The sequence below is a fragment of the Micromonospora sp. NPDC049257 genome, assembly GCF_040678915.1.
Taxonomy (GTDB): Bacteria; Actinomycetota; Actinomycetes; order Mycobacteriales; family Micromonosporaceae; genus Micromonospora; species Micromonospora antibiotica.
In genome coordinates, this window is the sequence record NZ_JBFAQU010000002.1 from 12,526 (window position 1) to 37,348 (window position 24,823).

General features: G+C 72.3%; 25 protein-coding genes and 1 pseudogene. 9 read left to right on the forward strand and 17 right to left on the reverse strand.

Going from position 1 to position 24,823, the window contains the following annotated elements; genetic code table 11:
- The first annotated feature begins 39 nt into the window (after nt 1–39).
- The 6 genes from AB0K25_RS04010 to AB0K25_RS04035 all read left to right on the forward strand — a co-directional run bounded on the left by AB0K25_RS04010 (nt 40) and on the right by AB0K25_RS04035 (nt 4,751).
- Nucleotides 40–987 (forward strand): TIGR04222 domain-containing membrane protein, encoded by a 948-nt coding sequence (locus AB0K25_RS04010; RefSeq protein ID WP_363818324.1) that lies wholly within the window; start codon nt 40–42, stop codon nt 985–987.
- Nucleotides 984–1,802 carry a DUF692 domain-containing protein gene (locus AB0K25_RS04015; protein ID WP_219463699.1) on the forward strand — a complete coding sequence of 273 codons (819 nt, stop codon included), beginning with the start codon at nt 984–986 and terminating at the stop codon, nt 1,800–1,802. The genes AB0K25_RS04010 and AB0K25_RS04015 overlap by 4 nt, the downstream gene beginning before the upstream one ends.
- Nucleotides 1,799–2,293 (forward strand): hypothetical protein, encoded by a 495-nt coding sequence (locus AB0K25_RS04020; protein WP_219463702.1) that lies wholly within the window; start codon nt 1,799–1,801, stop codon nt 2,291–2,293. The genes AB0K25_RS04015 and AB0K25_RS04020 overlap by 4 nt, the downstream gene beginning before the upstream one ends.
- A 62-nt stretch (nt 2,294–2,355) precedes the next feature.
- Complete coding sequence (locus AB0K25_RS04025; RefSeq protein WP_219463703.1) at nt 2,356–3,108, forward strand: SDR family oxidoreductase; 753 nt, start codon at nt 2,356–2,358, stop codon at nt 3,106–3,108.
- Nucleotides 3,109–3,290: 182 nt separating this feature from the next.
- Nucleotides 3,291–4,013 carry a G/U mismatch-specific DNA glycosylase gene (mug, locus tag AB0K25_RS04030; RefSeq protein WP_219463705.1) on the forward strand — a complete coding sequence of 241 codons (723 nt, stop codon included), beginning with the start codon at nt 3,291–3,293 and terminating at the stop codon, nt 4,011–4,013.
- Between the two features lie 300 nt (nt 4,014–4,313).
- Nucleotides 4,314–4,751, forward strand: a complete 438-nt coding sequence (locus AB0K25_RS04035) for a hypothetical protein (RefSeq protein WP_363818329.1) — start codon at nt 4,314–4,316, stop codon at nt 4,749–4,751.
- A 280-nt stretch (nt 4,752–5,031) separates the two neighbouring features.
- Here AB0K25_RS04035 and AB0K25_RS04040 read toward each other — a convergent pair whose 3' ends face one another.
- The 3 genes from AB0K25_RS04040 to AB0K25_RS04050 all read right to left on the reverse strand — a co-directional run bounded on the left by AB0K25_RS04040 (nt 5,032) and on the right by AB0K25_RS04050 (nt 8,211).
- On the reverse strand, nt 5,032–7,014 hold the full coding sequence (locus AB0K25_RS04040) for an ABC transporter ATP-binding protein (protein WP_363818819.1): 1,983 nt from the start codon (nt 7,012–7,014) through the stop codon (nt 5,032–5,034).
- Between the two features lie 158 nt (nt 7,015–7,172).
- On the reverse strand, nt 7,173–7,940 hold the full coding sequence (locus AB0K25_RS04045; RefSeq protein WP_208569179.1) for an enoyl-CoA hydratase/isomerase family protein: 768 nt from the start codon (nt 7,938–7,940) through the stop codon (nt 7,173–7,175).
- 43 nt (nt 7,941–7,983) lie between these two features.
- Nucleotides 7,984–8,211, reverse strand: coding sequence for a helix-turn-helix domain-containing protein (locus tag AB0K25_RS04050; RefSeq protein ID WP_007072022.1), 228 nt, complete (start codon nt 8,209–8,211; stop codon nt 7,984–7,986).
- Nucleotides 8,212–8,413: 202 nt separating this feature from the next.
- Between AB0K25_RS04050 and AB0K25_RS04055 the strand changes: the two genes are divergently transcribed.
- On the forward strand, nt 8,414–9,016 hold the full coding sequence (locus tag AB0K25_RS04055) for a cadmium resistance transporter (RefSeq protein WP_363818332.1): 603 nt from the start codon (nt 8,414–8,416) through the stop codon (nt 9,014–9,016).
- A gap of 228 nt (nt 9,017–9,244) precedes the next feature.
- Here the strand turns inward: AB0K25_RS04055 and AB0K25_RS04060 are convergent, their stop codons facing one another.
- Nucleotides 9,245–10,849 (reverse strand): ABC-F family ATP-binding cassette domain-containing protein, encoded by a 1,605-nt coding sequence (locus AB0K25_RS04060; RefSeq protein ID WP_219463710.1) that lies wholly within the window; start codon nt 10,847–10,849, stop codon nt 9,245–9,247.
- A gap of 245 nt (nt 10,850–11,094) precedes the next feature.
- Between AB0K25_RS04060 and AB0K25_RS04065 the strand changes: the two genes are divergently transcribed.
- Nucleotides 11,095–12,006 carry a neutral zinc metallopeptidase gene (locus AB0K25_RS04065; RefSeq protein WP_219463712.1) on the forward strand — a complete coding sequence of 304 codons (912 nt, stop codon included), beginning with the start codon at nt 11,095–11,097 and terminating at the stop codon, nt 12,004–12,006.
- A 76-nt stretch (nt 12,007–12,082) separates the two neighbouring features.
- Here AB0K25_RS04065 and AB0K25_RS04070 read toward each other — a convergent pair whose 3' ends face one another.
- The 10 genes and pseudogenes from AB0K25_RS04070 to AB0K25_RS04115 all read right to left on the reverse strand — a co-directional run bounded on the left by AB0K25_RS04070 (nt 12,083) and on the right by AB0K25_RS04115 (nt 20,825).
- Nucleotides 12,083–12,766 carry an acVLRF1 family peptidyl-tRNA hydrolase gene (locus AB0K25_RS04070; RefSeq protein WP_219463714.1) on the reverse strand — a complete coding sequence of 228 codons (684 nt, stop codon included), beginning with the start codon at nt 12,764–12,766 and terminating at the stop codon, nt 12,083–12,085.
- Nucleotides 12,767–12,958: 192 nt separating this feature from the next.
- The gene (locus AB0K25_RS04075) at nt 12,959–13,585 is read right to left on the reverse strand and encodes a LysE family transporter (RefSeq protein WP_219463715.1); all 627 of its coding nucleotides are present in this window, start codon (nt 13,583–13,585) and stop codon (nt 12,959–12,961) included.
- A 318-nt stretch (nt 13,586–13,903) separates the two neighbouring features.
- Complete coding sequence (locus AB0K25_RS04080) at nt 13,904–14,329, reverse strand: metal-sulfur cluster assembly factor (RefSeq protein ID WP_307799603.1); 426 nt, start codon at nt 14,327–14,329, stop codon at nt 13,904–13,906.
- Between the two features lie 116 nt (nt 14,330–14,445).
- On the reverse strand, nt 14,446–14,922 hold the full coding sequence (gene sufU, locus AB0K25_RS04085) for a Fe-S cluster assembly sulfur transfer protein SufU (protein ID WP_208569185.1): 477 nt from the start codon (nt 14,920–14,922) through the stop codon (nt 14,446–14,448).
- Entirely contained in the window at nt 14,922–16,226 is a 1,305-nt protein-coding gene (locus AB0K25_RS04090) for a cysteine desulfurase (RefSeq protein WP_219463717.1), read from the reverse strand. Before AB0K25_RS04090 ends, sufU begins: the two co-directional genes overlap by 1 nt.
- Nucleotides 16,227–16,249: 23 nt before the next feature.
- Nucleotides 16,250–17,023 carry a Fe-S cluster assembly ATPase SufC gene (sufC, locus tag AB0K25_RS04095; RefSeq protein ID WP_208569187.1) on the reverse strand — a complete coding sequence of 258 codons (774 nt, stop codon included), beginning with the start codon at nt 17,021–17,023 and terminating at the stop codon, nt 16,250–16,252.
- Nucleotides 17,023–17,367, reverse strand: a complete 345-nt coding sequence (locus tag AB0K25_RS04100) for a non-heme iron oxygenase ferredoxin subunit (RefSeq protein WP_208569188.1) — start codon at nt 17,365–17,367, stop codon at nt 17,023–17,025. Before AB0K25_RS04100 ends, sufC begins: the two co-directional genes overlap by 1 nt.
- A gap of 1 nt (nt 17,368) precedes the next feature.
- Nucleotides 17,369–18,511 carry a Fe-S cluster assembly protein SufD gene (sufD, locus tag AB0K25_RS04105; protein ID WP_219463720.1) on the reverse strand — a complete coding sequence of 381 codons (1,143 nt, stop codon included), beginning with the start codon at nt 18,509–18,511 and terminating at the stop codon, nt 17,369–17,371.
- A 58-nt stretch (nt 18,512–18,569) separates the two neighbouring features.
- On the reverse strand, nt 18,570–20,000 hold the full coding sequence (sufB, locus tag AB0K25_RS04110) for a Fe-S cluster assembly protein SufB (RefSeq protein ID WP_208569190.1): 1,431 nt from the start codon (nt 19,998–20,000) through the stop codon (nt 18,570–18,572).
- Nucleotides 19,997–20,825 (reverse strand): annotated as a pseudogene (locus AB0K25_RS04115) (ArsR family transcriptional regulator). Before AB0K25_RS04115 ends, sufB begins: the two are co-directional and overlap by 4 nt.
- Nucleotides 20,826–20,985: 160 nt before the next feature.
- Between AB0K25_RS04115 and AB0K25_RS04120 the strand changes: the two are divergent.
- Entirely contained in the window at nt 20,986–21,939 is a 954-nt protein-coding gene (locus AB0K25_RS04120) for a COX15/CtaA family protein (protein ID WP_219470204.1), read from the forward strand.
- Nucleotides 21,940–22,189: 250 nt separating this feature from the next.
- Here the strand turns inward: AB0K25_RS04120 and AB0K25_RS04125 are convergent, their stop codons facing one another.
- The 3 genes from AB0K25_RS04125 to AB0K25_RS04135 form a co-directional block, all read right to left on the reverse strand.
- Nucleotides 22,190–23,122, reverse strand: a complete 933-nt coding sequence (locus tag AB0K25_RS04125) for a hypothetical protein (protein ID WP_363818340.1) — start codon at nt 23,120–23,122, stop codon at nt 22,190–22,192.
- A 13-nt stretch (nt 23,123–23,135) separates the two neighbouring features.
- Nucleotides 23,136–23,468, reverse strand: coding sequence for a hypothetical protein (locus tag AB0K25_RS04130; protein WP_208569192.1), 333 nt, complete (start codon nt 23,466–23,468; stop codon nt 23,136–23,138).
- A 363-nt stretch (nt 23,469–23,831) separates the two neighbouring features.
- The gene (locus tag AB0K25_RS04135) at nt 23,832–24,791 is read right to left on the reverse strand and encodes a heme o synthase (RefSeq protein WP_219463724.1); all 960 of its coding nucleotides are present in this window, start codon (nt 24,789–24,791) and stop codon (nt 23,832–23,834) included.
- Nucleotides 24,792–24,823: the final 32 nt, after the last annotated feature.

The following is a 24,823-nucleotide window of genomic DNA, read 5'->3' on the forward strand; positions in this document are numbered from 1 at the left end:
CAATGAGGCCGCGACCCCCTCGCGCGACAGGAGCAGCTCATGAACACGCTTGCCGCACAGGGCGACACCTGGGGCATCCCCGGGCCGCTCTTCCTGAAGCTCTACCTGCTGGTGGCCGTCGTCGCCGTGGTCGGCACGCTGCTGCACCGCCGCCGCACGACCGCCGGCCCCGACACGGTCACCACGGACCAGCTCGGACCCCAGCAGGTGGCCTACCTCAACGGTGGCGACCAGCTCGCCATCTGGGCGGCGCTGGGTGGGCTGCGCGGCGCCGGCGCGATCGACGTCACATCGAACGGCCGGTTGGTCGCCGCCGGGTCGACACCCAGCGGGCTCACTCCGCTCGACCACGCGATCCGGCACGCCGCCCGCCGGTCGGTCGCCACCCGCGAGCTGCGCGGCAACGCCGGGGTGACCCGCGCCCTGGAGGAGCTGCGGCAGGGGTTGGAGCAGCGCGGCCTGCTGATCGACGCCGACGGGGTACGGGCCCTGCGGCGCGGACGGAACCTGCTGCTGGTGCTCCTGGCCCTGGGTGTGGTGCGGCTGGTCGCCGGCCTGTTCAACGGCCGGCCGGTCGGCTGGCTACTGCTCGCCCTGGCCGGACTCGCAGTGGCGTTCGCCCTGGTGGCCCGTACGCCCCGGCGGACCAGGACGGCGAACGTGATGATGAGTCGCCTGCGCAGCAGCAACCACCACCTCGCCCCCGACGCCGCCCCGGCCTACGCGACCTACGGTCCGGCCGGCGCAGCGATGGGGGTGGCCCTGTTCGGCACCGTCTCCCTCTACGCGCTCGACCCCGGCTTCGCCGCGCAGGCGGAGATCCAGCGGCAGGCGTTGAACGCCAGCAGCGGCAGCGGCTACACCGGTTCCACGGGTGTCACGTGCGGCGGCAGCACCTCGTCGGGCGACAGCGGCTCGTCGGGCGGTGGCGGCAGCTCCTGCGGCGGCGGAGGAGGATGCGGCGGCGGTGGCGGGTGCGGCGGATGACCGGGCCGCAGGGGGTGGGCATCGGCTGGCGGTCGGAGATCGCCGGCTTCGTCGCCGAGCTGCCCGGGCTGCGCTTCGTCGAGGTGGTAGCGGAGTCGCTCAGCCCGGGCAACCCCCTGCCGGCCGGGCTGGCCGGGCTGCGGGAGCGCGGCGTGACCGTCGTACCGCACGGGGTGCGGCTCTCCCTCGGCGGCGCGGACCCGGTCGACCCGGCCCGGGTGACGCACCTGGCCCGGGTGGCCGAGCTGGTCGACGCGCCACTGGTCAGCGAGCACATCGCGTTCGTCCGGGCCGGCGGCCTGGAGGCCGGGCACCTGTTGCCGTTGCCGCGCACCCGGGAGGCGGTGGCGGCGGTGGTGGCGAACGTCCGCCGGGCCCGGGCGGAGCTGCCGGTGCCCTTGGCGTTGGAGCCGATCGCCGCGCTGTTCGACTGGCCCGACGACGAGCTGGACGAGGCGGACTTCCTCACCGAGATCCTCGACGCCACCGACGCGGAGCTGCTGCTCGACGTGGCAAACGTGTACGCCAACGCCCGCAACCGGGGCGAGGACCCGCAGGCCCTGCTGGACCGGCTGCCGCTGGACCGGATCGCCTACGTACACGTGGCCGGTGGGGCCGAGCACGGCGGGCTCTACCACGACACGCACACCGATCCGGTGCCCACCGAGGTGTTGGAGCTGGTCGGCGCGCTCTGTGCCGGCCGCCGACCGCCGGCCCTGCTGCTCGAACGCGACGGCCACTACCCACCCGCCGACGTGCTGCGGGCCGAGCTGGACGCCCTCGCCACCGCTGCCGGCCACCCGGTCGTCACATGAGCCCGACGCACCCCGTCGAGTCGGCCCCGCCGCCCGGTGCCACCGGACCGGTGGGGCTGGCCGCCCGACAGGCCGCGCTGGTCGCCGCCCTGGTCGCGGGGGCCCCGCTGCCCGCAGGCTTCGCCACCGACCGGGTCGACGCCGCCCGGCGGGCGCTGCTGCGCAAGCGGGCCGGCGAGGTCGCCCGCCACTGGCCGCTGCTCGCCGCCGGCCTCGGGGACACCTGGCCGGCCACCTTCGCCGACTGGGCGTCCGGCCGACCCACCGTCGGGTCGCTGCGCGACGGTTGGGACCTCGCACGTGGGCTGCGCGACCGGGACGCCCTCCCCCCGCTCGGCGCGCAGGAGCTGGCCGCCCGCGAGGCCACCCACCGCTACGACGGGCGGCACCCGCCCCGCCGCCGCCGGTTGCCGGCCCTGGCCCGCAGCGGCGACGCCGTCGCCCTCCAGATCGCCGGCCGGGTACGCCTGCTCCGACCGGCCCGCCGCTGACCACCGGCTCGCCTCCCCGGCCCGCCGCGCCACCCACCGCCGGATGCGGCAGGATCGGTGGCATGGATCTCGGACTCACCGATCGGGTGTACGTGTTGACCGGCGCTTCCCGGGGGCTCGGCTTCGCGACCGCGCAGTGCCTGGTCGCGGACGGAGCACGGGTGGTCCTGTCGGCCCGCACGCCGGAGCGGATCGCCGGGGCGGTCGACCGACTCGGTGGGCCGGACCACGCGATCGGTCTCGTCGCCGACCTGGCCGACCCGAGCCTGCCCGAGCGGCTGGTGATCGCCGCCGGAGAACACTTCGGCCGCCTCGACGGGGCGCTCGTCTCGGTCGGTGGGCCGCCCCCGGGCACCGCCGCGCAGGTCAGCGACGCACAGTGGCGGGAGTCCTTCGAGACGGTCTTCCTGGGCACCGTCCGGACGGCCCGGACGGTGGCCGCCGCGCTCACCGACGGTGGCGCGATCGGTATGGTGCTGTCCACCTCGGCCCGGACGCCGATCACCGGCCTCGGCATCTCCAACGGCCTGCGGCCCGGCCTGGCCGGCGTGGCCAAGGACCTGTCCGACGAGTACGGCCCACGCGGGGTACGGGTGCTGGGCCTGCTGCCCGGGCGCTTCCTGACCGACCGCAACCGGGAGCTGCTCGGCGACGACGCGGCGGCCCGTGCCGCTGCGGAGGCCGGCATCCCGCTGCGCCGCATCGGCGATCCGGCCGAGTTCGGGCGGGTGGCGGCCTTCCTGCTCTCCCCCGCCGCCGGCTATGTCACCGGGGTCAGCGTGCCCGTCGACGGCGGCGCGCTGCGCAGCCTGTGACCCCGCGACGCCGTTCGACCAGCCCCGCCGCCGCCCCCGAACCAGCCCCGGCCGCCGAACCGGGCCGCACCGCCCCCGAACCGCCTCCCGCCGTCGCGACCCCCGAACCGGCCCGTCGTCGGGGTGCCGGCGGGCGGCCCTCCCCGGCCCCTGCCGAGCGCCCGTCCACGACCGTCGACGCGATGTCCGACCCGGTCGGGCCCTCCGCCGGCCTGACCCGGCCGGGCGCGTCGCAGGTACGGCGACCGGACCAGCCAGGCACGCCGGAGGTACGGCGACCGGACCAGCCAGGCACGCCGGAGGTACGGCGGCAGGACCGGCCGGGCACGCCGGAGGTACGGCGACCGGACCGGGCGGAGCTGGCAGCGGCGGCGGACCGCACCATCCCGGACGTGATCGGCCCCGGGCTGACGGTGCTCTTCGTCGGGATCAACCCGGGCCTGTGGTCGGCGGCCACCGGGTGGCACTTCGCCCGGCCGGGCAACCGGTTCTGGCCGGCCCTGCACCGGGGCGGCTTCACCCCGCGCCAACTGCACCCCAGTGAGCAGGACACCCTGCCCGGGTACGGCCTGGGCATCACCAACATGGTGGCGCGGGCCAGCGCCCGGGCGGACGAACTGACTCCGGCGGAGCTGGTGGCGGGCGCGCGGACGCTGACCGACAAGGTGGCCCGGTACCGGCCGACCTGGGTCGCCGTGGTCGGGGTGACCGCCTACCGGATCGGGTTCGCCCGGCCGAAGGCCGGTTTCGGCCCGCAGCCGCAACCGCTGGCCGGTGCGCGGCTCTGGGTGCTGCCCAACCCCAGCGGCCTGAACGCCCACTTCACCCCGCAGACCCTGGGGGCCGCCTTCGGCGAGCTGCGCGCCGTCATCGCCGGCCACCCGCCGGCTGACCGGTCGGCGTGACCACCCTGGCGAGATGGACCCCTTCCCGTACCGCATGAACACCGCCGCGAACCACCGGGACGTCTGGCGGGGAACGGCCAGCAGTCCACTCCGCGTGCCGGCTCACGCTGTCCGTGGGGTGGCGCGTTCACGATGTGTCGGGTAAAGGGTGACATTGAGGCAATAAATTGCGCACCCGACTCACTACCCTATTGACGAAGATTTATTTCGAACGTGCTTTCGACTTCACCTTGGTCTAACATTGGGTCCGCAATCGGTCACACGTCGTTAACGCAATTCTCCAGCAGATCAGGAGCAGTTATGCCTCAAGTCCGCTCTTCCCGCTTCATCCGCCTGCTCGCCGCAGGCGCCGCCGGGGCGACCGCGGTGGCCATGTTCCCCGCGGTCAGCGCCCAGGCGGGCACGTCATCGATCAACGTCTCGGTCAAGGGTGGCTACAACAACACCCATTCCCTCGGCACCGCCACCGGGACCGTCACCGGGACGACAGGCAGCACCCAGGCAAGCTACTCGGTGACACTGTGCGGGCAGAGCACCTACCCGAGCGCCAGCGTCACCATCCAGGGCGGAACCGCCACGGCCACCCACACCGTCTACTACCAGAACTGCGAGACCTTCACCGGCGATCTCGTCTCCAGTTACGGATTCACCAACGTCCAGGTCAGTGTGTCCGGTTCCACCTTCTACCCGGGCAGCCAGTACACCACGTACACGAAGACCAAAACGGTGTACTTCTGAGTTACCGTCGCACCTGATGACGGAACAGGCACCGAATTGACGATCGCCGCCTCGGGCAGCCGCCGCGCCGGCAGCCTGTGAGTCGTGCCGACGGCCGGTGGGACGTGTCGTCGGCACCCGGCGTGGGGAGCGCCTCGGAATGCGAGACCAGGCCAGGGCCCGCTCCCCCTGGCCTGACCTCGTTTCACTGGCGGCAGCACGCAGCCGAGGTGTGCCCCGACCCCGGTCCGCAGAACACCAGCCGGGTCACCACGCTGGTCGCTTGCGGGACGGGGTCCCGTCAGTTGGCCACGGCCGGGGGCAGCGCCTCCTGCGCGACGTAGGTGCCCATCGGCACGGTGGTGATGATCGGCTCAGGCTGGTCCGCCTCGGCGTACGGGGCAGGCGAGTCGACGACGGCGAACTGGGTGCGGTACAGCTCGGCGTAGAGCCCACCGACCGCGACCAGTTCCTCGTGGCGGCCCCGCTCCACGATCCGGCCGCCGTCGAGGACCAGGATCTGGTCGGCGTCACGGACGGTGGAGAGCCGGTGCGCGATCACCAGCGCGGTACGCCCAGCCAACGCCACGGACAGGGCCCGCTGCACCGCCGCCTCACTCTCCGAGTCGAGATGGGCGGTGGCCTCGTCCAGGATCACGATCGACGGGGCCTTGAGCAGGAGCCGGGCGATGGCGATGCGTTGCTTCTCGCCGCCGGAGAAGCGGTAGCCGCGCTCGCCGACGGTCGTCTCCAGCCCGTCGGGCAGGGCCCGGACCAGGTCGGCCACCTGCGCACCGGCCAGCGCCGCCCAGATCTCGTCGTCCGTGGCGCCCGGCTTGGCGTACCGCAGGTTCTCGGCGATCGTCTCGTGGAACAGGTGGGAGTCCTGGGTGACCACACCGATCTCGTCGCGCAGCGAGGCGAGGGTGGCGTCCCGGACGTCGACCCCGCCGACCCGCACCGCGCCGTCGGTGACGTCGTAGATCCGTGAGATCAGCATGGACAGCGTGGACTTGCCGGCCCCGGACGGCCCGACCAACGCCACCATCTGCCCCGGCTCGACGCGGAACGAGACGCCCTTGAGCACCGGCTCGTTGGCCGTCCGGTCGAGGGTGGCGACCTCCTCCAGCGAAGCCAGCGAGACGTCGGCGGCAGCCGGGTAGCGGAACCGGACATCGCGGAACTCGACCCGGCCGGCGCCCCGGGGGACCGGCACCGCGTCGGGCTTCTCCTCGATGCCGGGGCGCAGGTCGAGCACCTCGAAGACCCGGTCGAAGGAGACCAGGGCGCTCATCACGTCGACCCGGACGTTGGACAGCGCGGTCAACGGACCGTAGAGGCGGGTGAGCAGCAGGGCGAGGGTGACCACGGTGCCCGCGCTGACCGCCCCGGTGACCGCCAGCCAGCCGCCGAGCCCGTAGGTGAGCGCCTGGGCCAGCGACGCGACCAGCAGCATCGCCACGAAGAAGGTGCGTGAGTACATCGCCGACTGGATGCCGATGTCGCGGACCCGTTCGGCCCGCGCGGCGAATCGGCCCGCCTCCACCTCAGGCGTGCCGAACAGCTTGACCAGCAGCGCGCCCGCCACCCCGAACCGCTCGGTCATGGTGGCGTTCATCTTGGCGTCGAGGTCGTACGACTCCCGGGTGATCTCGGCCAACCGCCGGCCGACCCGCCGCGCCGGCACCACGAAGATCGGCAACAGGACCAGCGACAGCAGGGTGATCTGCCAGGAGAGGGTGAACATCACCCCGGCGGTGAGCACCAACTGGATGACGTTGCTGACCACCCCCGACAGGGTGGAGGTGAACGCCCGTTGGGCGCCCATCACGTCGTTGTTGAGCCGGCTGACCAACGCACCGGTCTGGGTCCGGGTGAAGAACTGCAACGGCATCCGCTGCACGTGGTCGTAGACCCGGGTGCGCAGGTCGAGGATGATGCCCTCGCCGATACGCGCCGAATACCACCGCTGGACCAGGGAGAACAGCGCGTCGGCGACGGCCAGCGCGCCGATGATCAGGGCGAGCCGGACGACGACCGCACCCGCCTCGGGGCCACCCCCGCTGATCGCGTTGATCACGTGGCCGGCCAGCACCGGGGTGGCCACCCCGATCACGGCGGCGATGACCACGGTCACCAGGAAGACGACGATGTCCCGCCGGTAGGGGTGGGCGAACGCCATGATCCTTCTCGCGGTGCCCCGGGTTAGCCGGTGCGTGGAGACGTCGTCACCGTGCCGGATCGACCGGAGCATGCTCCAGCCGGCCATGTTGCCGCCCGCCATCGGGTTCATGGGTCACCTCCGCGTCGTGGGCAGCGCGCACCGTCGGGTCGATTCTCCTGACGCCTACGACAACCTCGGCGGCAACCCGGGTCTTCCCGGGCAGTCCCTGCTGTTCGCTCCGGGCAGAGTAGCCGCGGTTCCCGCCCCCGGCGGGTGGGCTATTCGCCGCGGCCGGCGAGATCGCGCAGCCGGCGGGTCTGTGCCTCGCGCTCGGCCCGCTGCTGTTCGGGGTGGGAACGGCCGGCGGCACCGGCGAGCAGCGCCTTGATCTCGACAACCGCGTCCCGGTTGCCGGCGAGCAGGCCGGCGGTGAGGTCCCGGACGGCCGCGTCCAGCTCGGCGGGCGGCACCACCAGGTTGGCCAGCCCGATCCGGTCGGCCTCGACGGCGTCCATCCGCCGGCCGGTGGCGCACAGCTCCAGGGCACGGGCGTAGCCGACCAGCTCGACCAGCCGCTTGGTGCCGGCCAGGTCGGGGACCAGGCCGAGGGTGACCTCGGCCATCGACAGCTTCGCGTCCTCGGCGAGCACCCGCAGGTCGCAGGCGAGCGCGAGTTGGAAGCCCGCGCCGATGGCATGACCCTGCACGGCCGCCACCGAGATCACGTCCGGTCGGTGCAGCCAGGTGAAGCCCTGCTGGTAGTCGGCGATCCGGTCGGCGCACTCCTGCTCGGGCAGGGTGGACAGCTCCGCGAAGGAGCCCGGACCCTGGGCACCGGCCACCGACAGGTCGAGGCCGGCGGAGAACGACCGCCCCTGACCGCGTACCACGACGACGCGCACGTCGCCGGGCAGGTCCCGGGAGAAGTCGCTCATCGCGCGCCACATCGCCGGGGTCTGGGCATTGAGCACGTCGGGCCGGCACAACGTGACCGTCGCGACCGGCCCGTCGCAGTGCAGTAGCACCCCGGTCGTCTCGGCGGTCACCGGGCCGCCCGGGGCGTGCTGACGGACGACGCTGGTAGGCGGGTCACGCCTTCTTGCGACGCCGGGCGCCGCCGCGCTGTCGCAGCTGCACACCGGACTCGGTGAGCACGCGGTGGATGAACCCGTAGGATCGCCCGGTCGAAGCGGCGAGCGCGCGAATGCTCTCGCCGCCGGTGTACCGCTTTACCAGGTCCTTGGCGAGCGTCTGACGCTCGGCTCCGACGATCCGGCGACCCTTCTCAGTGCTGGTGGCTGTGCCAGTGGCTGCCATGTTGATTCCTCACGTCCCAGACTGTGCGGTTCGATACGGTCCCACCTATTAGACCGTCTCGAACGATCATGCGCCAGATATCAACTCCACGCCAACCGACACGCTATGCAGTGTCGCCAACCCGATAGAGTGACGCTCCGGACGATCCACGGCGGAGACCGCGCTGCGGTCGCGCCCGTGGGAGGCCCGTAGCCTGCCGGTCGTGACCGACCTGTTGGGCAGCGTGAGCGGAGCGGGGGCCGTCTTCGCGGCCACCAACCTCGACGACATCGTGGTGTTGACCGTACTCTTCGTGGCCGCCCGGAGCACCGGACGACCCCGCCCGTGGCAGATCGTGACCGGGCAGTACCTGGGCATCGCCGCCCTCGTCACGGCGGCTCTGGTCGTCGCCGCCGGCCTGCTGGTGGTGCCCGACCCGTGGACCGGCCTGCTCGGGCTGCTGCCGATCACGCTCGGCGTCCGGGCGCTGCTGGCCCGCACCGACGACGACACCCCGCCGGCCGTGGTGGGCGGCCTGCTCGGCGTCGCCGGGGTGACGATCGCCAACGGCGCGGACAACATCGCCGTCTACGTCCCGGTGTTCCGCTCCCTCGACCCGGCCACCGGGCTGGTCTACCTGCTGGTCTTCGCCGTGCTGGTCGCCGCCTGGTGCGGTGCCGCCGCGCTGCTCGGTGGGCATCCCCGGGTGGTCCGCCTGGTCGGCCGGGCCGGGCACTGGCTGGTCCCGGTCGTCTTCGTCGCCATCGGCCTGGTGATCCTGGTCGGCTCGGGTGTCCTCGGCCGGCTGGTCGACCTCGCCCGCTGACCACCGGCCGGGCCGCCGCCGCCGCGCCGCCGAGCGTAGGCCGGCGACCACCGGCCGGACCGTCGAGCCGCCGGGCGTAGGCCGCTGACCACCGGCCGGACCGCCGAGCATGGGCCGCTGACCACCGGCCGGGCCGGTCACGGGCCGGTGGGGCAGGGGCCACTGAGCACCGGTCGTTGGCCGCGGCAGCCGACCCCGCCGGCCGTCGCGGGCGGGGTCGTGGCCGGGTCAGGCCAGCTCGACCAGTTCCAGCAGGTCGTCGCTCCAGGCGTCCTCGTCGCCGTCGGGGAGCAGGATGGCCCGGTCGGGCTTGAGCGCGAGCACCGCGCCCGGGTCGTGGGTGACCAGCACGATCGCGCCGGGGTAGTTGGCGATGGCGTCGAGCACCTGCTCACGGCTGACCGGGTCGAGGTTGTTCGTCGGCTCGTCCAGCAGCAGCACGTTCGCGCCGGAGCAGACCAGGGTCGACAGGGCGAGCCGGGTCTTCTCGCCACCGGAGAGCACCCCGGCGGGCTTGTTGACGTCCTCGCCGGAGAACAGGAAGGCACCGAGGATCTTGCGCAGGTCGGTGTCGGACTGCTCGATCGCCGCCGCCCGCATGTTCTCCAGCACCGTGCGTTCCACGTCCAGCGTCTCGTGCTCCTGGGCGTAGTAGCCCAGCCGCAGGCCGTGCCCGGCGTGCACCTCGCCGGTGTCCGGCGGGAGCAGGCCGCCGAGCATCCGCAGCAGGGTGGTCTTGCCGGCACCGTTGAGCCCGAGGATCGCCACCCGGGAACCCCGGTCCACCGCGACGTTCACGTCGGTGAAGATCTCCAGCGAGCCGTACGACTTGGACAGGCCGGTCGCGGTCAGCGGGGTCTTGCCGCACGGCGCGGGGTTGGGGAACCGGACCTTCGCCACCTTGTCGGAGACCCGTACCTCCTCCAGGCCGGAGATCAGCTTCTCGGCCCGGCGGGCCATGTTCTGCGCGGCGACGGTCTTGGTGGCCTTGGCGCGCATCTTGTCGGCCTGCGCCATCAACGCGCCGGCCTTCTTCTCGGCGTTGACCCGCTCCCGGCGACGCCGCCGCTCGTCGGTCTCCCGGGCCTCCAGGTACGCCTTCCAGCCCAGGTTGTAGACGTCGACCACGGAACGGGTGGCGTCGAGGAACCAGACCTTGTTGACCACCGACTCCAGCAGCGAACCGTCGTGGGAGATCACGATCAGCCCGCCCTTGTGGTTGGCGAGGAAACCGCGCAGCCAGGTGATCGAGTCGGCGTCGAGGTGGTTGGTGGGCTCGTCGAGCAGCAGGATGCCGCCGCCGTTCTCCCCGGCGTCGCGGAACAGGATCCGGGCCAGCTCGATCCGGCGACGCTGACCGCCGGAGAGGGTGCCGATGGTCTGGGCCAGCGCCCGGTCGGGCAGCCCCAGGTTGGCGCAGATCCGGGCGGCCTCGGCCTCGGCGGCGTACCCGCCCAGCGAGGCGAACTGGTCCTCCAGGGCGCCGTAGCGGCGGACCAGCTTGTCGTCGACGCCGTCGGCGAGCCGCTGCTCGATCTCCTTCATCTGGGCCATCAGCACGTCCAGCCCACGGGCGGAGAGCACCCGGTCCCGGCCGGTGACCTCCAGGTCGCCGGTACGCGGGTCCTGCGGCAGGTAGCCGATGGCGCTGCGCCTGTCGATCTGCCCACCGTAGGGCTGCCCCTCGCCGGCGAGGACCTTGAGGGTGGTGGTCTTGCCGGCGCCGTTGCGGCCGACCAGTCCGATCCGGTCACCGGGCTGTACCCGCAGGGTGGTGTCGGACAGTAGGATCCGGGAACCGGCGCGCAGTTCCAGGCCGGTGACACTGATCATTTCCGGTACTCGCTCTCGGGGGTCTGGAAGGGCTGACTCAGGGCACGCGAAAGCGCCGGCGGGCGGTGGTTCCCGTCGGCGCGGGGCGATTCAGCCTTCGCAGCGCAGCACCCGACAAGTGTACCGGGCGGCCCGACACGCGCCGCCCGGATTACCGGGCAAGATCATCGGGTACCGGAAACGCCGTCCGGACCCGGTCCGGTACCGCAACCCTCAGACGTGACGAATCGGTGATCGGGGTCAACATGGAGCTGAACGAGAACGCGCGGGTCGACACCGGCCAGGTGGACGACCGGCGGGGATCCGGCGGGGGTGGCGGGATGGGCATCCCGATCCCCGGCGGGGGTGGACGCGGCGGCATCGTCGGGCTCATCATCGCCGTGCTGGTGGCCCTGGTGGGTGGTGGATTCGGCCTGAACGCCATGAACGGCGGCGGCGCCGAGTCGGGCGACAACACGTCGCTTACGCAGAAGTGCTCCGCCGACGACGCGCTCAAGCAGCTGGACTGCCGCAACACCCTCTACGTCAACTCGATCCAGGCGTACTGGCGTACCGCGTTGCCGGAGCGGTTCGGCCAGCAGTACCAGCCGTCCAAGACGGTCTTCTTCAGCCAGGGCGTCAACACCGGCTGCGGTCAGGCCGACTCCGGCGTCGGGCCGTTCTACTGCCCGGCCGACGACCTGGTCTACATCGACCTGACCTTCTACCAGACCCTCGCCGACCAGCTCGGTGCCGAGGGTGAGTTCGCCCAGCCGTACGTGCTGGCCCACGAGTACGGCCACCACGTGCAGGACCTGCTCGGCACCGAGGCGCAGATGCGCCGCCAGCAGCAGCGGGACCCGGGCAGCGCCAACGCGCTCTCGGTCAAGTTGGAGCTCCAGGCCGACTGCTACGCCGGGGCCTGGGCCAAGAACGCCACCGGCACCGCCGACGAGCAGGGCCAGAAGATCTTCAAGAGCATCACCGAGCAGGACATCGCGCAGGCGATCGACACCGCCGAGAAGATCGGCGACGACGCCATCTCCAAGCGGGCCAACCGCCCGGTGAACCCGGAGGAATTCACCCACGGCTCCTCCGAGCAGCGCAAGCAGTGGTTCACCAAGGGCTACACCACCGGTGACCCGAAGTCCTGCGACACCTTCGGCGGCAGCCTCTGACCGGGCACCGCATCGGCACCGTCGCGGCGGTCGGAGGGGCGTACGCCCCCCGGCCGCCGTCGTCGTGCCGCCCCGCTCAGGCCGGATCGCGGACCAGGATGTGCACGGCGCGGGCGGCGGCGACCGCGCCGACCAGCACCGCGTGCCGGGGTTCGGGCACGTCGAGCAGCCGGTCGGCACGCAGCGCGGCGAGCGGGGCCAGCCGCCGGTCGGCCAGGACCGTGTCGACGGCCCGGCGGTCGCCCCCGCAGACCAGCGCCGCCAGCGTCGCCGCCGCCGGCAGCAGCAGGCGTACGGCCAGTTCCGCCGCGTCGCCCAGGGCCGCCTTCGCCTGGTTGTCCCGCCGCCGGGCGAACCGCTGCTGGGACCAGCCCCCGGCGGCGGTACGACCCTGCACGTAGCGGGTGTCCACCTTGGAGACCAGCAACTCCGCACCGGACGCCACACCGACCGCCACCGCGCCCTTGCGGGCGAGCAGCAGCCCGAGCCGGCGGGGCGCGGTGGCGACGCTGACGAACTGCGGCACGTCGTCGACGCGTCGGGGCGGGACCGCCTGCGCTGCGTCGCCGACGGTCGGGGCACCCGGCGGCAGGTGCAGCTCGGCGGTCGCGCCGTCGGAGGCGGTGAGCAGCAGCCCGTACCCCTGCGGGGAGACGACGGGCGGGCCGTGCCGGTCGGCGAAGCCCTCGGCCCAGCGCCCGACCCGGGTCGGATCGACCTCGACCCACCGGCCGCCACCGGCTGCGGGTCGGCTGCTCATCACCCGACCGTACGGCACGGCGGCGTTCCGCTCCTACCCCACCTGACCCACGGCGGGCGGACGACGGCACACGCCGTGCCGACCGACCGGTGGCCCACCCGAGCCGGTCCGACGGCCGGCCCACCGCACGACCAGCCGGGCCGACCGCCCGACGGGCGGCCCACCGCACGACCGACCGGACCGACGGACGGCTCACCGCACGACCAGCACGGCGACGGCGAGTGCGGCGATGATGAGGCTGGAGAGGAGCCCGGTCACCAGCCGGCCACGCGGGCCGGCCAGCACCCGGCCGACCAGGGTGCCGCCCCCGGCGATCAGCAACTGCCAACTCGCCGAGGCGACGAAGGCACCGAGGACGAACAGCGCCGCCGCTGCCGGTGCCGCCCGCGCCGCGTCGGCACGGCCGAGGACCAGCGCCGTGAAGTACACGACGGTGGCCGGGTTGAGCAGGGTCAGTGCCAGCACCCCGGCGAACGCCCGCCCCGCGGTGTCGATCCCCCGGCCCGCCCCCGGGCCACCCGACGCGGGCCGGGGACGCCAGGCCCGCCAGCCTCCGTGCACGGCGAGCGCCAGCAGCACCACCGCCGCCACCACCCGCAGCGGACCGGCGACCGGGGCGACCACGGCGGCCACCGCCGCGCCGCCGAGCACCGCCACGGCGGCGTAGAGCCCGTCCGCCGTGGCGACACCGAGCGCGGCGGCCGCACCGACCCGGAAGGAGGTTCGGGCACTGAGCCCGAGGATGAGCACCGCGATCGCGCCGACCGGCACGGCGACGCCGTAGCCGGCCACCAACCCGGCCAGGAAGGCGGCGGTCACGACGATCGGGGACGGGCCGATCCGCACCCCGGACGGGCCCGCTGTCGACGCGCGGCGGTGGCCGCCCGGACAGGGCTCTGCTTCGGGTACGCCTCGATCACCGGCCCATCATCGGCCGCCACCCGCCACCAGGCCACCGAATTGCCACAAAAACGGGGAACGACCGGGGTGGTCGACTCGTCGGCGGCGACGGTGCGACGGCCGGCGGACCTGGACACCCACTGCGGTGAGCACCCCCGGCGGGTGGGTCGGTCCGGCTGGAAAGACGCGGGCACGGCACCCGGTCAGGGGTGCCGTGCCCGCGAGGTCGACCAGGGGTCAGACGTTGAAACCGAGCGAGCGGAGCTGGTCCCGCCCCTCATCGGTGATCTTGTCCGGGCCCCACGGCGGCAGCCAGACCCAGTTGATCCGGATGTCGTCCACCAGTCCCCCGCCGGGGCCGGTGGTCAGCGCCTGCCGGGCCTGGTCCTCGATCACGTCGGTGAGCGGGCAGGCCGCCGAGGTCAACGTCATGTCCAGGGTGGCGACGTTCTGGTCGTCCACGTGCACGCCGTACACCAGGCCGAGGTCGACCACGTTGATGCCGAGTTCGGGGTCGACGACGTCCTTCATCGCCTCCTCGATGTCGGCCAGGGCCGCCCGGCCACCGGCCGAACCGGCGGCGTCCGCCGTCCCGTCGCCGGCCGGGGTCCCGTCGGCACCGGACGACGCGTCGACACCCGCCGTCCCGGTGGCACCGTTCACGGCGTCGGCGGCCGGAGTCGCGGCGGCGACACCGTCGGTGGCCGGCGGCGTCACCGCGCCGGTCGTGGTGCCGGCGTCGCCGGTCTGCGGCGTCGCCGCGGTAGCCGTGTTCTCGCTCATGCCTCAACCTCCGTCGGGCTCACGCCCACCCCCGCGCGTGCCGCGGCGTCCTTGAACGCCATCCACGGCAACAACGCGCACTTGACCCGGGCCGGGTAGCGGGCGACCCCCGCGAACGCCACCCCGTCACCGAGTAGTTCCTCGTCCGGCGTGACCTGGCCACGGCCGGACATCAACTCCACGAATCCGGCGTGCACGGCGGCGATCTCCTCCGCGCACCGGCCGGACAGCCGGTCGTACAACACGCTCGCCGACGCCTGGCTGATCGAACAACCGGCCCCGTCGTACGAGATGTCCACCACGATGTCGTCGACGGCGGCCACCCGTACGGTGACCTCGTCGCCGCAGGTCGGGTTGACGTGGTGCGCCTCGGCCACCTCGGCGTCGGGGTCGTCGGCGTCACGCAGACCGCGCCCCTGCGGACGCTTGTAGTGGTCCAGGATGATCTCCTGGTAGAGCTGCTCCAGCTGCATCAGTCGAAGATCCTCCGCACCTGTGCGAGACCCGACACCAGGGCGTCGATCTCCTCCGTGGTGGTGTACAGGTAGAACGAGGCCCGGGTCATCGCCGGCACCCCGAACCGGGTGCAGACCGGCTTGGCGCAGTGGTGACCCACCCGCACCTGCACGCCGAGCGAGTCGAGGACCTGCCCGACGTCGTGCGGGTGCACGTCGCCGAGCGCGAACGAGATGGTGCCACCCCGGCCGACCGGCACCGTCGGGCCGAAGATCCTCAACCCCGGCACGGTGGCGAGGGCGTCCAGCGCGTACGCGGTCAGCTCCTTCTCGTGCCACTGGATCGCCCGCATCCCGACGCCGGTGAGGTAGTCGACCGCCGCGCCGAGCGCGACGGCCTCGGCGATCGGCGGGGTGCCCGCCTCGAACCGGGCCGGCGGCGCGGCGAACGTCGACCGGGCCATCGACACCGTCTCGATCATCGAGCCGCCGCCCATCACCGGGGGCATCGCGGCGAGCAGCTCGCCCCGGCCCCACAGCACGCCGATGCCGGTCGGCCCGCACATCTTGTGCCCGGTGAACACGATGAAGTCGGCGTCCAGGTCGACCACGTCGATCGGCTGGTGCGGCACCGACTGCGAGCAGTCGAGCAGCAGCAACGCACCCACCTGGCGGACCCGTTCGGTGATCCGGGCGGTGGCGTTGACCGTGCCGAGGATGTTGGAGGTGTGCACCAGCGCGACGATCTTCGTCCGCTCGGTGACCAGGTCCGCCAGCCCCGACTCGTCCAGCCGGCCGCTGTCGGTGACCGGGAACCAGCGTAGGGTCGCGCCGGTCCGCTCGGCCAGCAACTGCCACGGGACGATGTTCGAGTGGTGCTCCATCTCGGAGATCACGATCTCGTCGCCGGGGCCGAGCCGGAACCGCTCGTCGGCGTCGGCGCGCAGCGAGGCGTTGGAGAAGGCGTACGCCACGATGTTGATCGCCTCGGTGGAGTTCTTGGTGAACACCACCTCGTCCACGCTCGGCGCGTTGACGAACGCGGCGATCTTCGCCCGTGCCCCCTCGTACGCCTCGGTCGCCTCGGTGCCCAGGGTGTGCACCGAACGCGACACGTTGGCGTTGTGCATCGCGTAGTGCCCGGCGAGCACGTCGAGCACCTGGCGGGGTTTGTGCGAGGTGTTGGCGCTGTCGAGATAGACCAGCCGGTGCCCGTTGACCTCCCGGTCGAGGATCGGGAAGTCGGCGCGCACCGCGGCCACGTCGAAGCGCGGCACGTCGTCGTACTGCGGCATCCCGTCCGGGATGGCGATGGTGGTCATCTCAGCGCCCCGTTCCGTGGTGTTCAGGCCCGCGCCGTGCCGGCTCCGGCGACGTACCGCTCGTAGCCCTCTTCCTCGAGCTTGTCGGCCAGCTCCGGGCCACCCTGCTCGACGATCCGACCGGCCACGAACACGTGCACGAAGTCGGGCTTGATGTAGCGCAGGATGCGGGTGTAGTGGGTGATCAGCAGCAGGCCGGTGTCGCCGGTGTCGCGGACCCGGTTGACTCCCTCGCTGACCACCCGCAGCGCGTCCACGTCGAGGCCGGAGTCGGTCTCGTCGAGGATGGCGATCTTGGGCTTGAGCAGCTCCAGCTGCACGATCTCGTGCCGCTTCTTCTCGCCGCCGGAGAAACCCTCGTTGACGTTACGCTGGGCGAACGCCGGGTCCATCTGGAGCTTCTCCATCGCGCCGCGCAGCTCGCCACCCCAGGTACGCAGCTTCGGGGCCTCGCCGTCGATGGCGGTCTTGGCGGTGCGCAGGAAGTTCGCCACCGAGACGCCGGGCACCTCGACCGGGTACTGCATGGCCAGGAAGAGGCCGGCACGGGCCCGCTCGTCGACGGTCATCTCCAGCACGTCGACACCGTCGAGGGTCACCGAGCCGCCGGTGATCTCGTACTTGGGGTGGCCGGCGATCGAGTAGGCAAGCGTCGACTTGCCGGAGCCGTTCGGGCCCATGATCGCGTGGGTCTCCCCCGACCGGACGGTCAGGTCGACGCCGGACAGGATCGGCTTGAGCTCACCCTCGGGCAGCTTGACCGACACCTTCAGGTCGCGGATCTCCAGGGTGCTCATTATCGGGTCACTCCATTGCTCGGCGTCGGGCGGCCGTCGGCGCCCACGGGAAGGTAGATGTCGCCGTCGCGGACCTCGACGGCGTAGACGGGGACGGGTTCGGTGGCGGGCAGCCCGGAGGGCTCACCCGTGCGCAGGTCGAACCGGGAACCGTGCAGCCAGCATTCCAGCGTGCAGCCCTCGACCTCACCCTCGGACAGGGCCACCGAGGCGTGCGAGCACTCGTCGTGCACCGCGTAGAACTCGCCGTCGGTGCCGTGCACGACGGCGACCTGGAGGCCGTCCACGTCGGCGCTGATCACGGTGCCCTTCGGCACGTCCTCGGTCGCGCAGATCCGGATCATGTCAGGCCCCGGACCGGGAGAGCCGGGCCTCGATGGCGTCCCCCAGCCGCTCACGCAGCGACTCGACCGGAATCTTGTTGATCACCTCGGCGAAGAAGCCCCGCACCACCAGGCGGCGGGCCTCGTCCGCCGGGATACCCCGGGCCATCAGGTAGAACAACTGCTCGTCGTCGAACCGGCCGGTCGCGCTGGCGTGGCCCGCCCCGGCGATCTCGCCGGTCTCGATCTCCAGATTGGGTACGGAGTCCGCCCGCGCACCGTCGGAGAGCAGCAGGTTCCGGTTGATCTCGTACGTGTCGGTGCCGGTCGCCTCGGCCCGGATCAACACGTCGCCCACCCAGACGGTGTGCGCCTCGTCGCCCTGCAACGCGCCCCGGTAGCCGACGTGACTGCGGCAGTCCGGCACGTTGTGGTCGACGAGCTGGCGGTGCTCCAGGTGCTGGCCGCCGTCGGCGAAGTAGACGCCGTACAGCTCGGCCTCGCCGCCGCGGCCGGTGTACTCGACCGTGGTGTACTGGCGGACCAGGTCGCCACCCAGGCTGACCTGGATGTGCGACACCTTGGCGTCCCGGCCGAGCCGGATCTTCAGGTGCTGCGCCTGCACCGCGTCGGCGGCCCAGTCGGCCACCGTGACCAGGGTCAGCTTCGCCCCGTCGGCCACCGCCACCTCGACGTTGTCGGCGAGCGTCGCCGCGCCGACGTGTTCCAGCACCAGCACCGCCTCGGCGAACCGGCCCACGTCGACGAACGTGTGCCCGAAGGCCAGCCCGGCGGCGTCGTCCCCGACCACCCGCAGGGTCACCGGCGCGTCGACCACCGCGTCGGCCGCGACCTCGACCAGCAACGCCGCACCGGCACCGCCGTACGCCAGCGCGCTGACCCGGTCGACCGGGGTGAGCACGCTGCCCACCCGGGGGTCGTCCCGGCCGATCCGCCCGACGGTGACGCCGGCCGGCAGGTCGGCGTACTCGTGGCGGACCGCACCGGTGGCGGCCTGCGCCCCGTCGGTCAGCCCACGCAGCCGCTTGAGCGGGGTGAAACGCCACTCCTCCTCCAGGCCGGTCAGGGCCGGGAAGTCGGCGACGTCGTACGAGCGGAGCGCCTGCGACTTGGTGCTGGGCGGCGCGGAAGCCTGGGTAGTCATCTCTTCCTTGGTCTGTCTGTCCGTGACGACGGTGTCATTGGGCGGAGGGTGGGCGGCGTCAGCCGACCGCGCCCTCCATCTGGAGTTCGATCAGGCGGTTGAGCTCCAGGGCGTACTCCATCGGGAGTTCCTTGGCGATCGGCTCGATGAAGCCCCGCACGATCATCGCCATCGCCTCGTCCTCGCTCAGGCCCCGGCTCATCAGGTAGAAGAGCTGGTCGTCGCTGATCTTGGAGACGGTCGCCTCGTGCCCCATCGACACGTCGTCCTCGCGGATGTCGACGTAGGGGTAGGTGTCCGAGCGGGAGATGGTGTCGACCAGCAGCGCGTCGCACTTGACCGTGCTGCGGCTGTGGTGCGAGCCCTCCAGCACCTGCACCAGGCCCCGGTACGAGGTACGGCCACCGCCCCGGGCGATCGACTTCGACACGATGGTGCTGCTGGTGTGCGGCGCGGCGTGCACCATCTTGGCCCCGGCGTCCTGGTGCTGACCCTCGCCGGCCATCGCCACCGAGAGCACCTCGCCCTTGGCGTGCTCGCCGGTCATGTAGACCGCCGGGTACTTCATGGTGACCTTGGAGCCGATGTTGCCGTCGACCCACTCCATGGTCGCGCCCTCGTGGCAGACGGCCCGCTTGGTGACCAGGTTGTAGACGTTGTTCGACCAGTTCTGGATGGTCGTGTAGCGGCAGCGCGCGTTCTTCTTGACGATGATCTCGACGACCGCGCTGTGCAGCGAGTCGGACGAGTAGAGCGGCGCGGTGCAACCCTCGACGTAGTGCACGTACGCGCCCTCGTCGACGATGATCAGCGTCCGCTCGAACTGGCCCATGTTCTCGGTGTTGATCCGGAAGTACGCCTGGAGCGGGATCTCCACGTGCACGCCCTTCGGCACGTAGATGAACGAGCCACCGGACCACACGGAGGTGTTCAGCGCGGCGAACTTGTTGTCGCCGACCGGGATCACCGTGCCGAAGTACTCCTTGAAGACGTCCTCGTGCTCCTTGAGGGCGGTGTCGGTGTCCAGGAAGAGGACACCCTGCTCCTCCAGGTCCTCGCGGATCTTGTGGTAGACCACCTCGGACTCGTACTGCGCCGCGACCCCGGCGACCAGCCGCTGCTTCTCCGCCTCGGGGATGCCCAGCCGGTCGTAGGTGTTCTTGATGTCCTCCGGCAGGTCCTCCCAGCTGGTGGCCTGCTTCTCGGTGGACCGCACGAAGTACTTGATGTTGTCGAAGTCGATCCCGGTGAGGTCGGCACCCCAGGACGGCATCGGCTTGCGGCCGAACAGCCGCAGGCCCTTGAGCCGCAGGTCGAGCATCCAGGCCGGCTCGTTCTTCTTCGCCGAGATGTCCCGCACCACCGCTTCGTTGATGCCGCGCTGCGCGGCCGCCCCGGCGACGTCGGAGTCGGACCAGCCGTACTCGTAGCGACCGAGGGCGGCGAGCTGCTCTTCCTGGGTCAGGGGCTGGACGATCTGCTCGGTCATCTATCTGTCCTCACAGTGGTGACGGTGTTACCGGACTGGGGCGCGCAGCTGGGCCGGAATGTGCGTGGTGCACACCCCGTCGCCATGCGCGATGGTGGCCAGGCGCTGCACGTGGGTGCCGACCAGACGGGAGATGACCGCCGTCTCGGCCTCGCACAGCTGGGGAAACTCGGCGGCCACGTGCGCCACCGGGCAGTGGTGCTGGCAGAGCTGCCCGCCGGAGGCGATCGTGGACGCGTTGGCAGCGTAGCCCTCGGCGGTGAGCGCCCCCGCGAGTGCCTCGGACCGGGCGAGCGGATCGTCGCCGGCATCCTCCATGGCGGCCCGGCAGCGGGCCTCCAGCGCGGCGACCTGGTCGGCGGCGAAAGCCTCGACCGCGTCGGAGCCGCCGCTGCGGGCGATCCAGCGCAACGCCGCGGTGGCCATGTTGTCGTAGTGGTGGGTGCCGCAGCGCACCCGGGCCGCGTCGGTGAGCAGGAAGACCTTCGCCGGTCGGCCCCGGCCCCGACTGCCCCGCACGGTCTGCTCACGGGCCACCACGTCACCGTCGGCGAGCATCGCGTCGAGGTGTCGGCGGATCGCGGCGGGGCTGAGGCCGAGCGCCGAGCCGAGCTGGCCGGCGGTGGTCGCCCCCTGCTCCAGCAGGAGCTGGGTCACCCGGTCCCGGGTGGAAAGATCGGTGGGGGCGGCCGGGGTCGACTCCACCGGGGCGGGGTGACCGGCACCCGGCCCGGCGGGTCGCCCGGCACGACGGGACCGCGCTCCGACGCCGACGACCGACCCGGTCGTCGGCGGGTGCCCGGAGAGCGCCGCCATGTTTTTCACAACGCCAACGTTACGTAATTCGGCGGGCGCTCGCAAACCCGATCCCGGTGATTCCGCCCACCGGGGTGCCGGAGTCACCCGATCGGGATCAACTACGGTGCGTAGGATTCGCGGCGTGAAGCGATCCGTCCGGTTCCCGGTCCCCGCCGTGCTGGCCCGCCTGCTCGACCGCCACCCGGTCTCGACCACCCTGCTGCGCCGCCTCGCGTACGCCTCGATCGTGGCAAACGTGGCCATCGTGGTGACCGGCGGGGCCGTCCGGCTCACCGCGTCGGGGCTCGGCTGCCCGACCTGGCCCCGGTGCACCGACGCGTCGTACACCACCACCACCGAGATGGGCGTGCATGGGGTGATCGAGTTCGGCAACCGGCTGCTCACCTTCGCCGTCGGGGCGATCGCGCTGGCCACCCTGCTGGCCGTGCTGGCCCAGCGGCCCCGACGCCCCGGGCTGACCGGGTTGGCGGTGGCGGTGTTCCTCGGCATCCCCGCGCAGGCCGTGATCGGCGGGATCACCGTGCTGACCAACCTCAACCCGTGGGTGGTCGGACTGCACTTCCTCGCCTCGATGGCGGTCATCGCCGCCGCGTACGCCCTCTGGCGACGGATCGTCGACCCCGACGGGCCGGCGGAGCCGGTGGTGCCCCGGCCGCTGCGTACCCTCGCCCGGCTCACCACCGCCGTCAGCGTCGCGGTGCTGGTCGTCGGGACCTGGGTGACCGGCAGCGGCCCGCACGCCGGCGACCACGGGGCGGCCCGCAACGGGCTGGACCCCGAGACGATCTCCCAGGTGCACGCCGACGGGGTGTTCCTGCTGATCGGGCTCTCCGTCGCGCTGGTCCTGGCGTTGCGGGCGGTCGGCGCGGCCGGCCCGGCCCGCGCCGCCCTGGTGCTGGTCGCGGTGGAACTGGGGCAGGGCCTGATCGGTTTCGTGCAGTACTTCACCCACCTGCCGGGCGTGCTGGTCGCCGCGCACATGCTCGGCTCCTGCCTGGTGCTGCTGGCCACCCTGGCGATGCTCTGGTCGACCCGGCAGCGCCGTCCGGCCACGGCCGACCCGCTGCCGGCCGGTCCCGCACGACCCCTGACCGAGGACCGGTTGCCCGCCACCGTCTGACCGCCTGCGGCCCCTGCCGCACTCGCGGTCCTGGTGCACTCGCGGGCCCTGCCACACTCGCGGGCCCTGCCACACTCGCCGGTCCTGGTGCCGAGATCGCACTCGAACCAGGTTGTAGTGGCCTCACCGCCGCAGAAGGCCACTACAACCTGGAAGTAGCCGGCCGCACCCGGCCCGACGGCGCGGGCGGGCGGGCGCGGGGCTGGGTGGCGCGGGGCGGGTGGGCGCGGGGCGGGGCGGGTGGGGGAGGTCAGCTGCGGCGGGTGAGGTGGGTGAGCACCGCGTCGGCGAGGCGCTCGGGCGCACCGTCGGCGTGACCGAGGAACAGCGAGGGCTCGGTCAGCTCCAGCTCGATCAGCACGGGTTCGCCGTCCGGGCCGGGAAGCAGGTCCACCCGGGCATAGAGCAGCCGCTGCGGGCCGCCCGGGACCTCCGCCAGCACCCGCGCGGCGACGGCCAACTGGGCGTCGGTGGGGTTGCGCGGGCTGATCTCCTCCGGCCGGAAGAGCCCCTCGACGCCCAGGTCGGGGCCGTCGAGCATGGCGCCCTTGCGGATGGCGTGGCTGAACGTCAGGCCGTCCGGGCCGGCCACGAAGAGCAGGGCGGTCTCACCGGCGGTGTCCACCGCGTCCAGGTAGGGCTGGACCATGGCGACCCGGCCGGCCGACGACAACCGACGGAGGTGTGCGACGGCCAGGTCCCCGTGTCCCGGGTCGGCCGCGTCGTACCGGCCGGCGTCCTGGCTGCCGGCGCTGACCGTCGGCTTGACCACGTACTCGCCGGGCGGTGGAGGCGGGACCCAGGCGTCACCCGGCGCGACCCAGGAGGTCGGCACGGTGGGCACCCCGGCTGCGGCGAGCTCACCGAGGTAGCGCTTGTCGGTGTTCCACTCGACCACGTCGGCAGGGTTGGCCAGGGTCGGCACCGTACGGGCCCAGGTGACGAACTCGTCGCGGCGTGGGGCGTAGTCCCAGGGCGAACGGAGCACGACCAGGTCGTAGCTCCCCCAGTCGACCCGGGGGTCGTCCCAGACGGCGGCCTCGACGGTGACGTCCCGTGCCGCCAGCGGGGCGAGCACGAGCCGGTCGTCGGGGTAGAGATCGGCGAAGCGGGCGCAGGTGACGAGAGCGACCCGGGGTTTCCCCCGGGTCGACTGGTGGTGGGTCACGGTGTCGTCGGTCAACGGGCCGACCGGGTCAGCGGGCCATCGTGCGTCGGGCCATCGACCGCCACAGGTCGTTGCTCGGCCGCATCTGGTCCATCAGCTCACGCTCCCAGGCGTTCTCGACGGTGACCCCCGCCTGCGCGCACGCCTCCCGGGCGGTCACGGTGTCCTCGGCGAACTGGTCGCCCCACGCACCGTCAGCGCCGACCAGGACGATCCGCGCGCCACGCTTGCCGACGTACTCGATGACCGCCTTCGCGCCGCCGTGTCCGGCGGCGAAGGACTTGATGCCCGAGACCAGCCCGGTGGGGGCCGGCTCGGCGGTCTGTTCAGCCGTCAGCGTCGTATCGGAACCTTCTGCCATGCGCGAAGCCTAAGCAGACTTGCACCCCTACGCGCGAGAATCATGAACTATTTGTGATACCAATTACCCGAGGGTTTATCGGAACCGCTGGGCCGATTGACCAGGCATGTCGGATAAATACGGGCGTAACGACTCGCCTGGATCGCCATAATCTGTCCAGATGCAGACAGTGCAGTCCGCCGGCGTCCGTGGGCTGTCCGGTCGACGGGAGCGCGGATCAACGTGGCCGCTCGACATCGACGGTGAGCTTGCCGTAGACGTCCTTGGCGGCGATGCGGCCGTCGCGTACCCGGTAGACGTCCACCCCGCGCAGGACCGTGCCGTCCTCAGCCGGCGCCCACTGCCAGACGCTCCTGTGCCGCGTCAGAGCAGCGCGTCGAGGGCCACCGCGGCGAAGACGATGGTCAGGTACGTGGTCGACCAGTGGAACAGGCGCATCGGCTTGACCGGCTCGCCCCGGGTCACCCGCCGGCAGAGCTTGTGCGCCTCGACCAGGAAGACCGCACCCACCAGGGCGGTCGGCACCCCGTAGATCGCGCTCATGCCCAGCGGCCACAGCGCCAGCGAGGTCGCCACGGTCAACCAGGCGAAGATCAGGATCTCGGCGTTGACCCGCCGGGCCGAAGCCACCACGGGCAGCATCGGGATGCCGGCGCGGGCATAGTCGTCCTTGTATTTCATCGCCAGCGGGTAGAAGTGCGGCATCTGCCAGAAGAAGACCACCGCGAACAGCACCCAGGCCGCCGGTGCCAACGACCCGGTCACCGCGGCCCAGCCGATCAGCACCGGCGCCGCCCCGCACGCCCCGCCCCAGAACGTGTTCGCCGTCGTGGTGCGCTTGAGCCAGAGGGTGTAGACCAGGTCGTAGTAGGCGATCGCGGCCAACGTCAACGCCGCGGCCAGCAGGTTGGTGAACGTCGCCATCAGGGCGACCGACACCGCCGCCAGCACCAGCCCGAAGACCAGGGCGCTGCGGGGCGAGACGGTGTGCGCCGGCAGGGGACGCCGCTTGGTCCGGCGCATCAACTGGTCGATGTCCCGGTCGATGTAGCAGTTGAGCACGCTCGCCGCACCGGCGGCGAGCGAACCACCGACCAGCACCACCGCCATCAGCCACAGCGACGGCAGGCCACCGTCGGCGAGCATCATCGCCGGCACCGTGGTCACCAGCAGCAGCTCCACGATGCGCGGCTTGGTCAGCGTCACGTACGCCGACAGCACCGCGCGCACGTCCCGCCGCCGGGACGCCGGCTCCCCGGCCACCGTGCGCACCGGCGGCTGCCCGGCAGGGTTGCTGACGGGGCGCTCGGTGATCATGCTCACGGATTGCCACCTTCCGGCATCGGCAGGGGAAG

Coding starts and splice junctions, on each gene's coding strand:
- AB0K25_RS04010 (WP_363818324.1), top strand. CDS start 40: ATGAACACGCTTGCCGCACAGGGCGACACCTGGGGCATCCCCGGGCCG.
- AB0K25_RS04015 (WP_219463699.1), top strand. CDS start 984: ATGACCGGGCCGCAGGGGGTGGGCATCGGCTGGCGGTCGGAGATCGCC.
- AB0K25_RS04020 (WP_219463702.1), top strand. CDS start 1,799: ATGAGCCCGACGCACCCCGTCGAGTCGGCCCCGCCGCCCGGTGCCACC.
- AB0K25_RS04025 (WP_219463703.1), top strand. CDS start 2,356: ATGGATCTCGGACTCACCGATCGGGTGTACGTGTTGACCGGCGCTTCC.
- mug (WP_219463705.1), top strand. CDS start 3,291: ATGTCCGACCCGGTCGGGCCCTCCGCCGGCCTGACCCGGCCGGGCGCG.
- AB0K25_RS04035 (WP_363818329.1), top strand. CDS start 4,314: ATGCCTCAAGTCCGCTCTTCCCGCTTCATCCGCCTGCTCGCCGCAGGC.
- AB0K25_RS04040 (WP_363818819.1), bottom strand. CDS start 7,014: ATGGCGGGCGGCAACATGGCCGGCTGGAGCATGCTCCGGTCGATCCGG.
- AB0K25_RS04050 (WP_007072022.1), bottom strand. CDS start 8,211: ATGGCAGCCACTGGCACAGCCACCAGCACTGAGAAGGGTCGCCGGATC.
- AB0K25_RS04060 (WP_219463710.1), bottom strand. CDS start 10,849: ATGATCAGTGTCACCGGCCTGGAACTGCGCGCCGGTTCCCGGATCCTA.
- AB0K25_RS04065 (WP_219463712.1), top strand. CDS start 11,095: ATGGAGCTGAACGAGAACGCGCGGGTCGACACCGGCCAGGTGGACGAC.
- AB0K25_RS04070 (WP_219463714.1), bottom strand. CDS start 12,766: ATGAGCAGCCGACCCGCAGCCGGTGGCGGCCGGTGGGTCGAGGTCGAT.
- sufU (WP_208569185.1), bottom strand. CDS start 14,922: ATGCAGCTGGAGCAGCTCTACCAGGAGATCATCCTGGACCACTACAAG.
- AB0K25_RS04090 (WP_219463717.1), bottom strand. CDS start 16,226: ATGACCACCATCGCCATCCCGGACGGGATGCCGCAGTACGACGACGTG.
- sufC (WP_208569187.1), bottom strand. CDS start 17,023: ATGAGCACCCTGGAGATCCGCGACCTGAAGGTGTCGGTCAAGCTGCCC.
- AB0K25_RS04100 (WP_208569188.1), bottom strand. CDS start 17,367: ATGATCCGGATCTGCGCGACCGAGGACGTGCCGAAGGGCACCGTGATC.
- sufD (WP_219463720.1), bottom strand. CDS start 18,511: ATGACTACCCAGGCTTCCGCGCCGCCCAGCACCAAGTCGCAGGCGCTC.
- sufB (WP_208569190.1), bottom strand. CDS start 20,000: ATGACCGAGCAGATCGTCCAGCCCCTGACCCAGGAAGAGCAGCTCGCC.
- AB0K25_RS04130 (WP_208569192.1), bottom strand. CDS start 23,468: ATGGCAGAAGGTTCCGATACGACGCTGACGGCTGAACAGACCGCCGAG.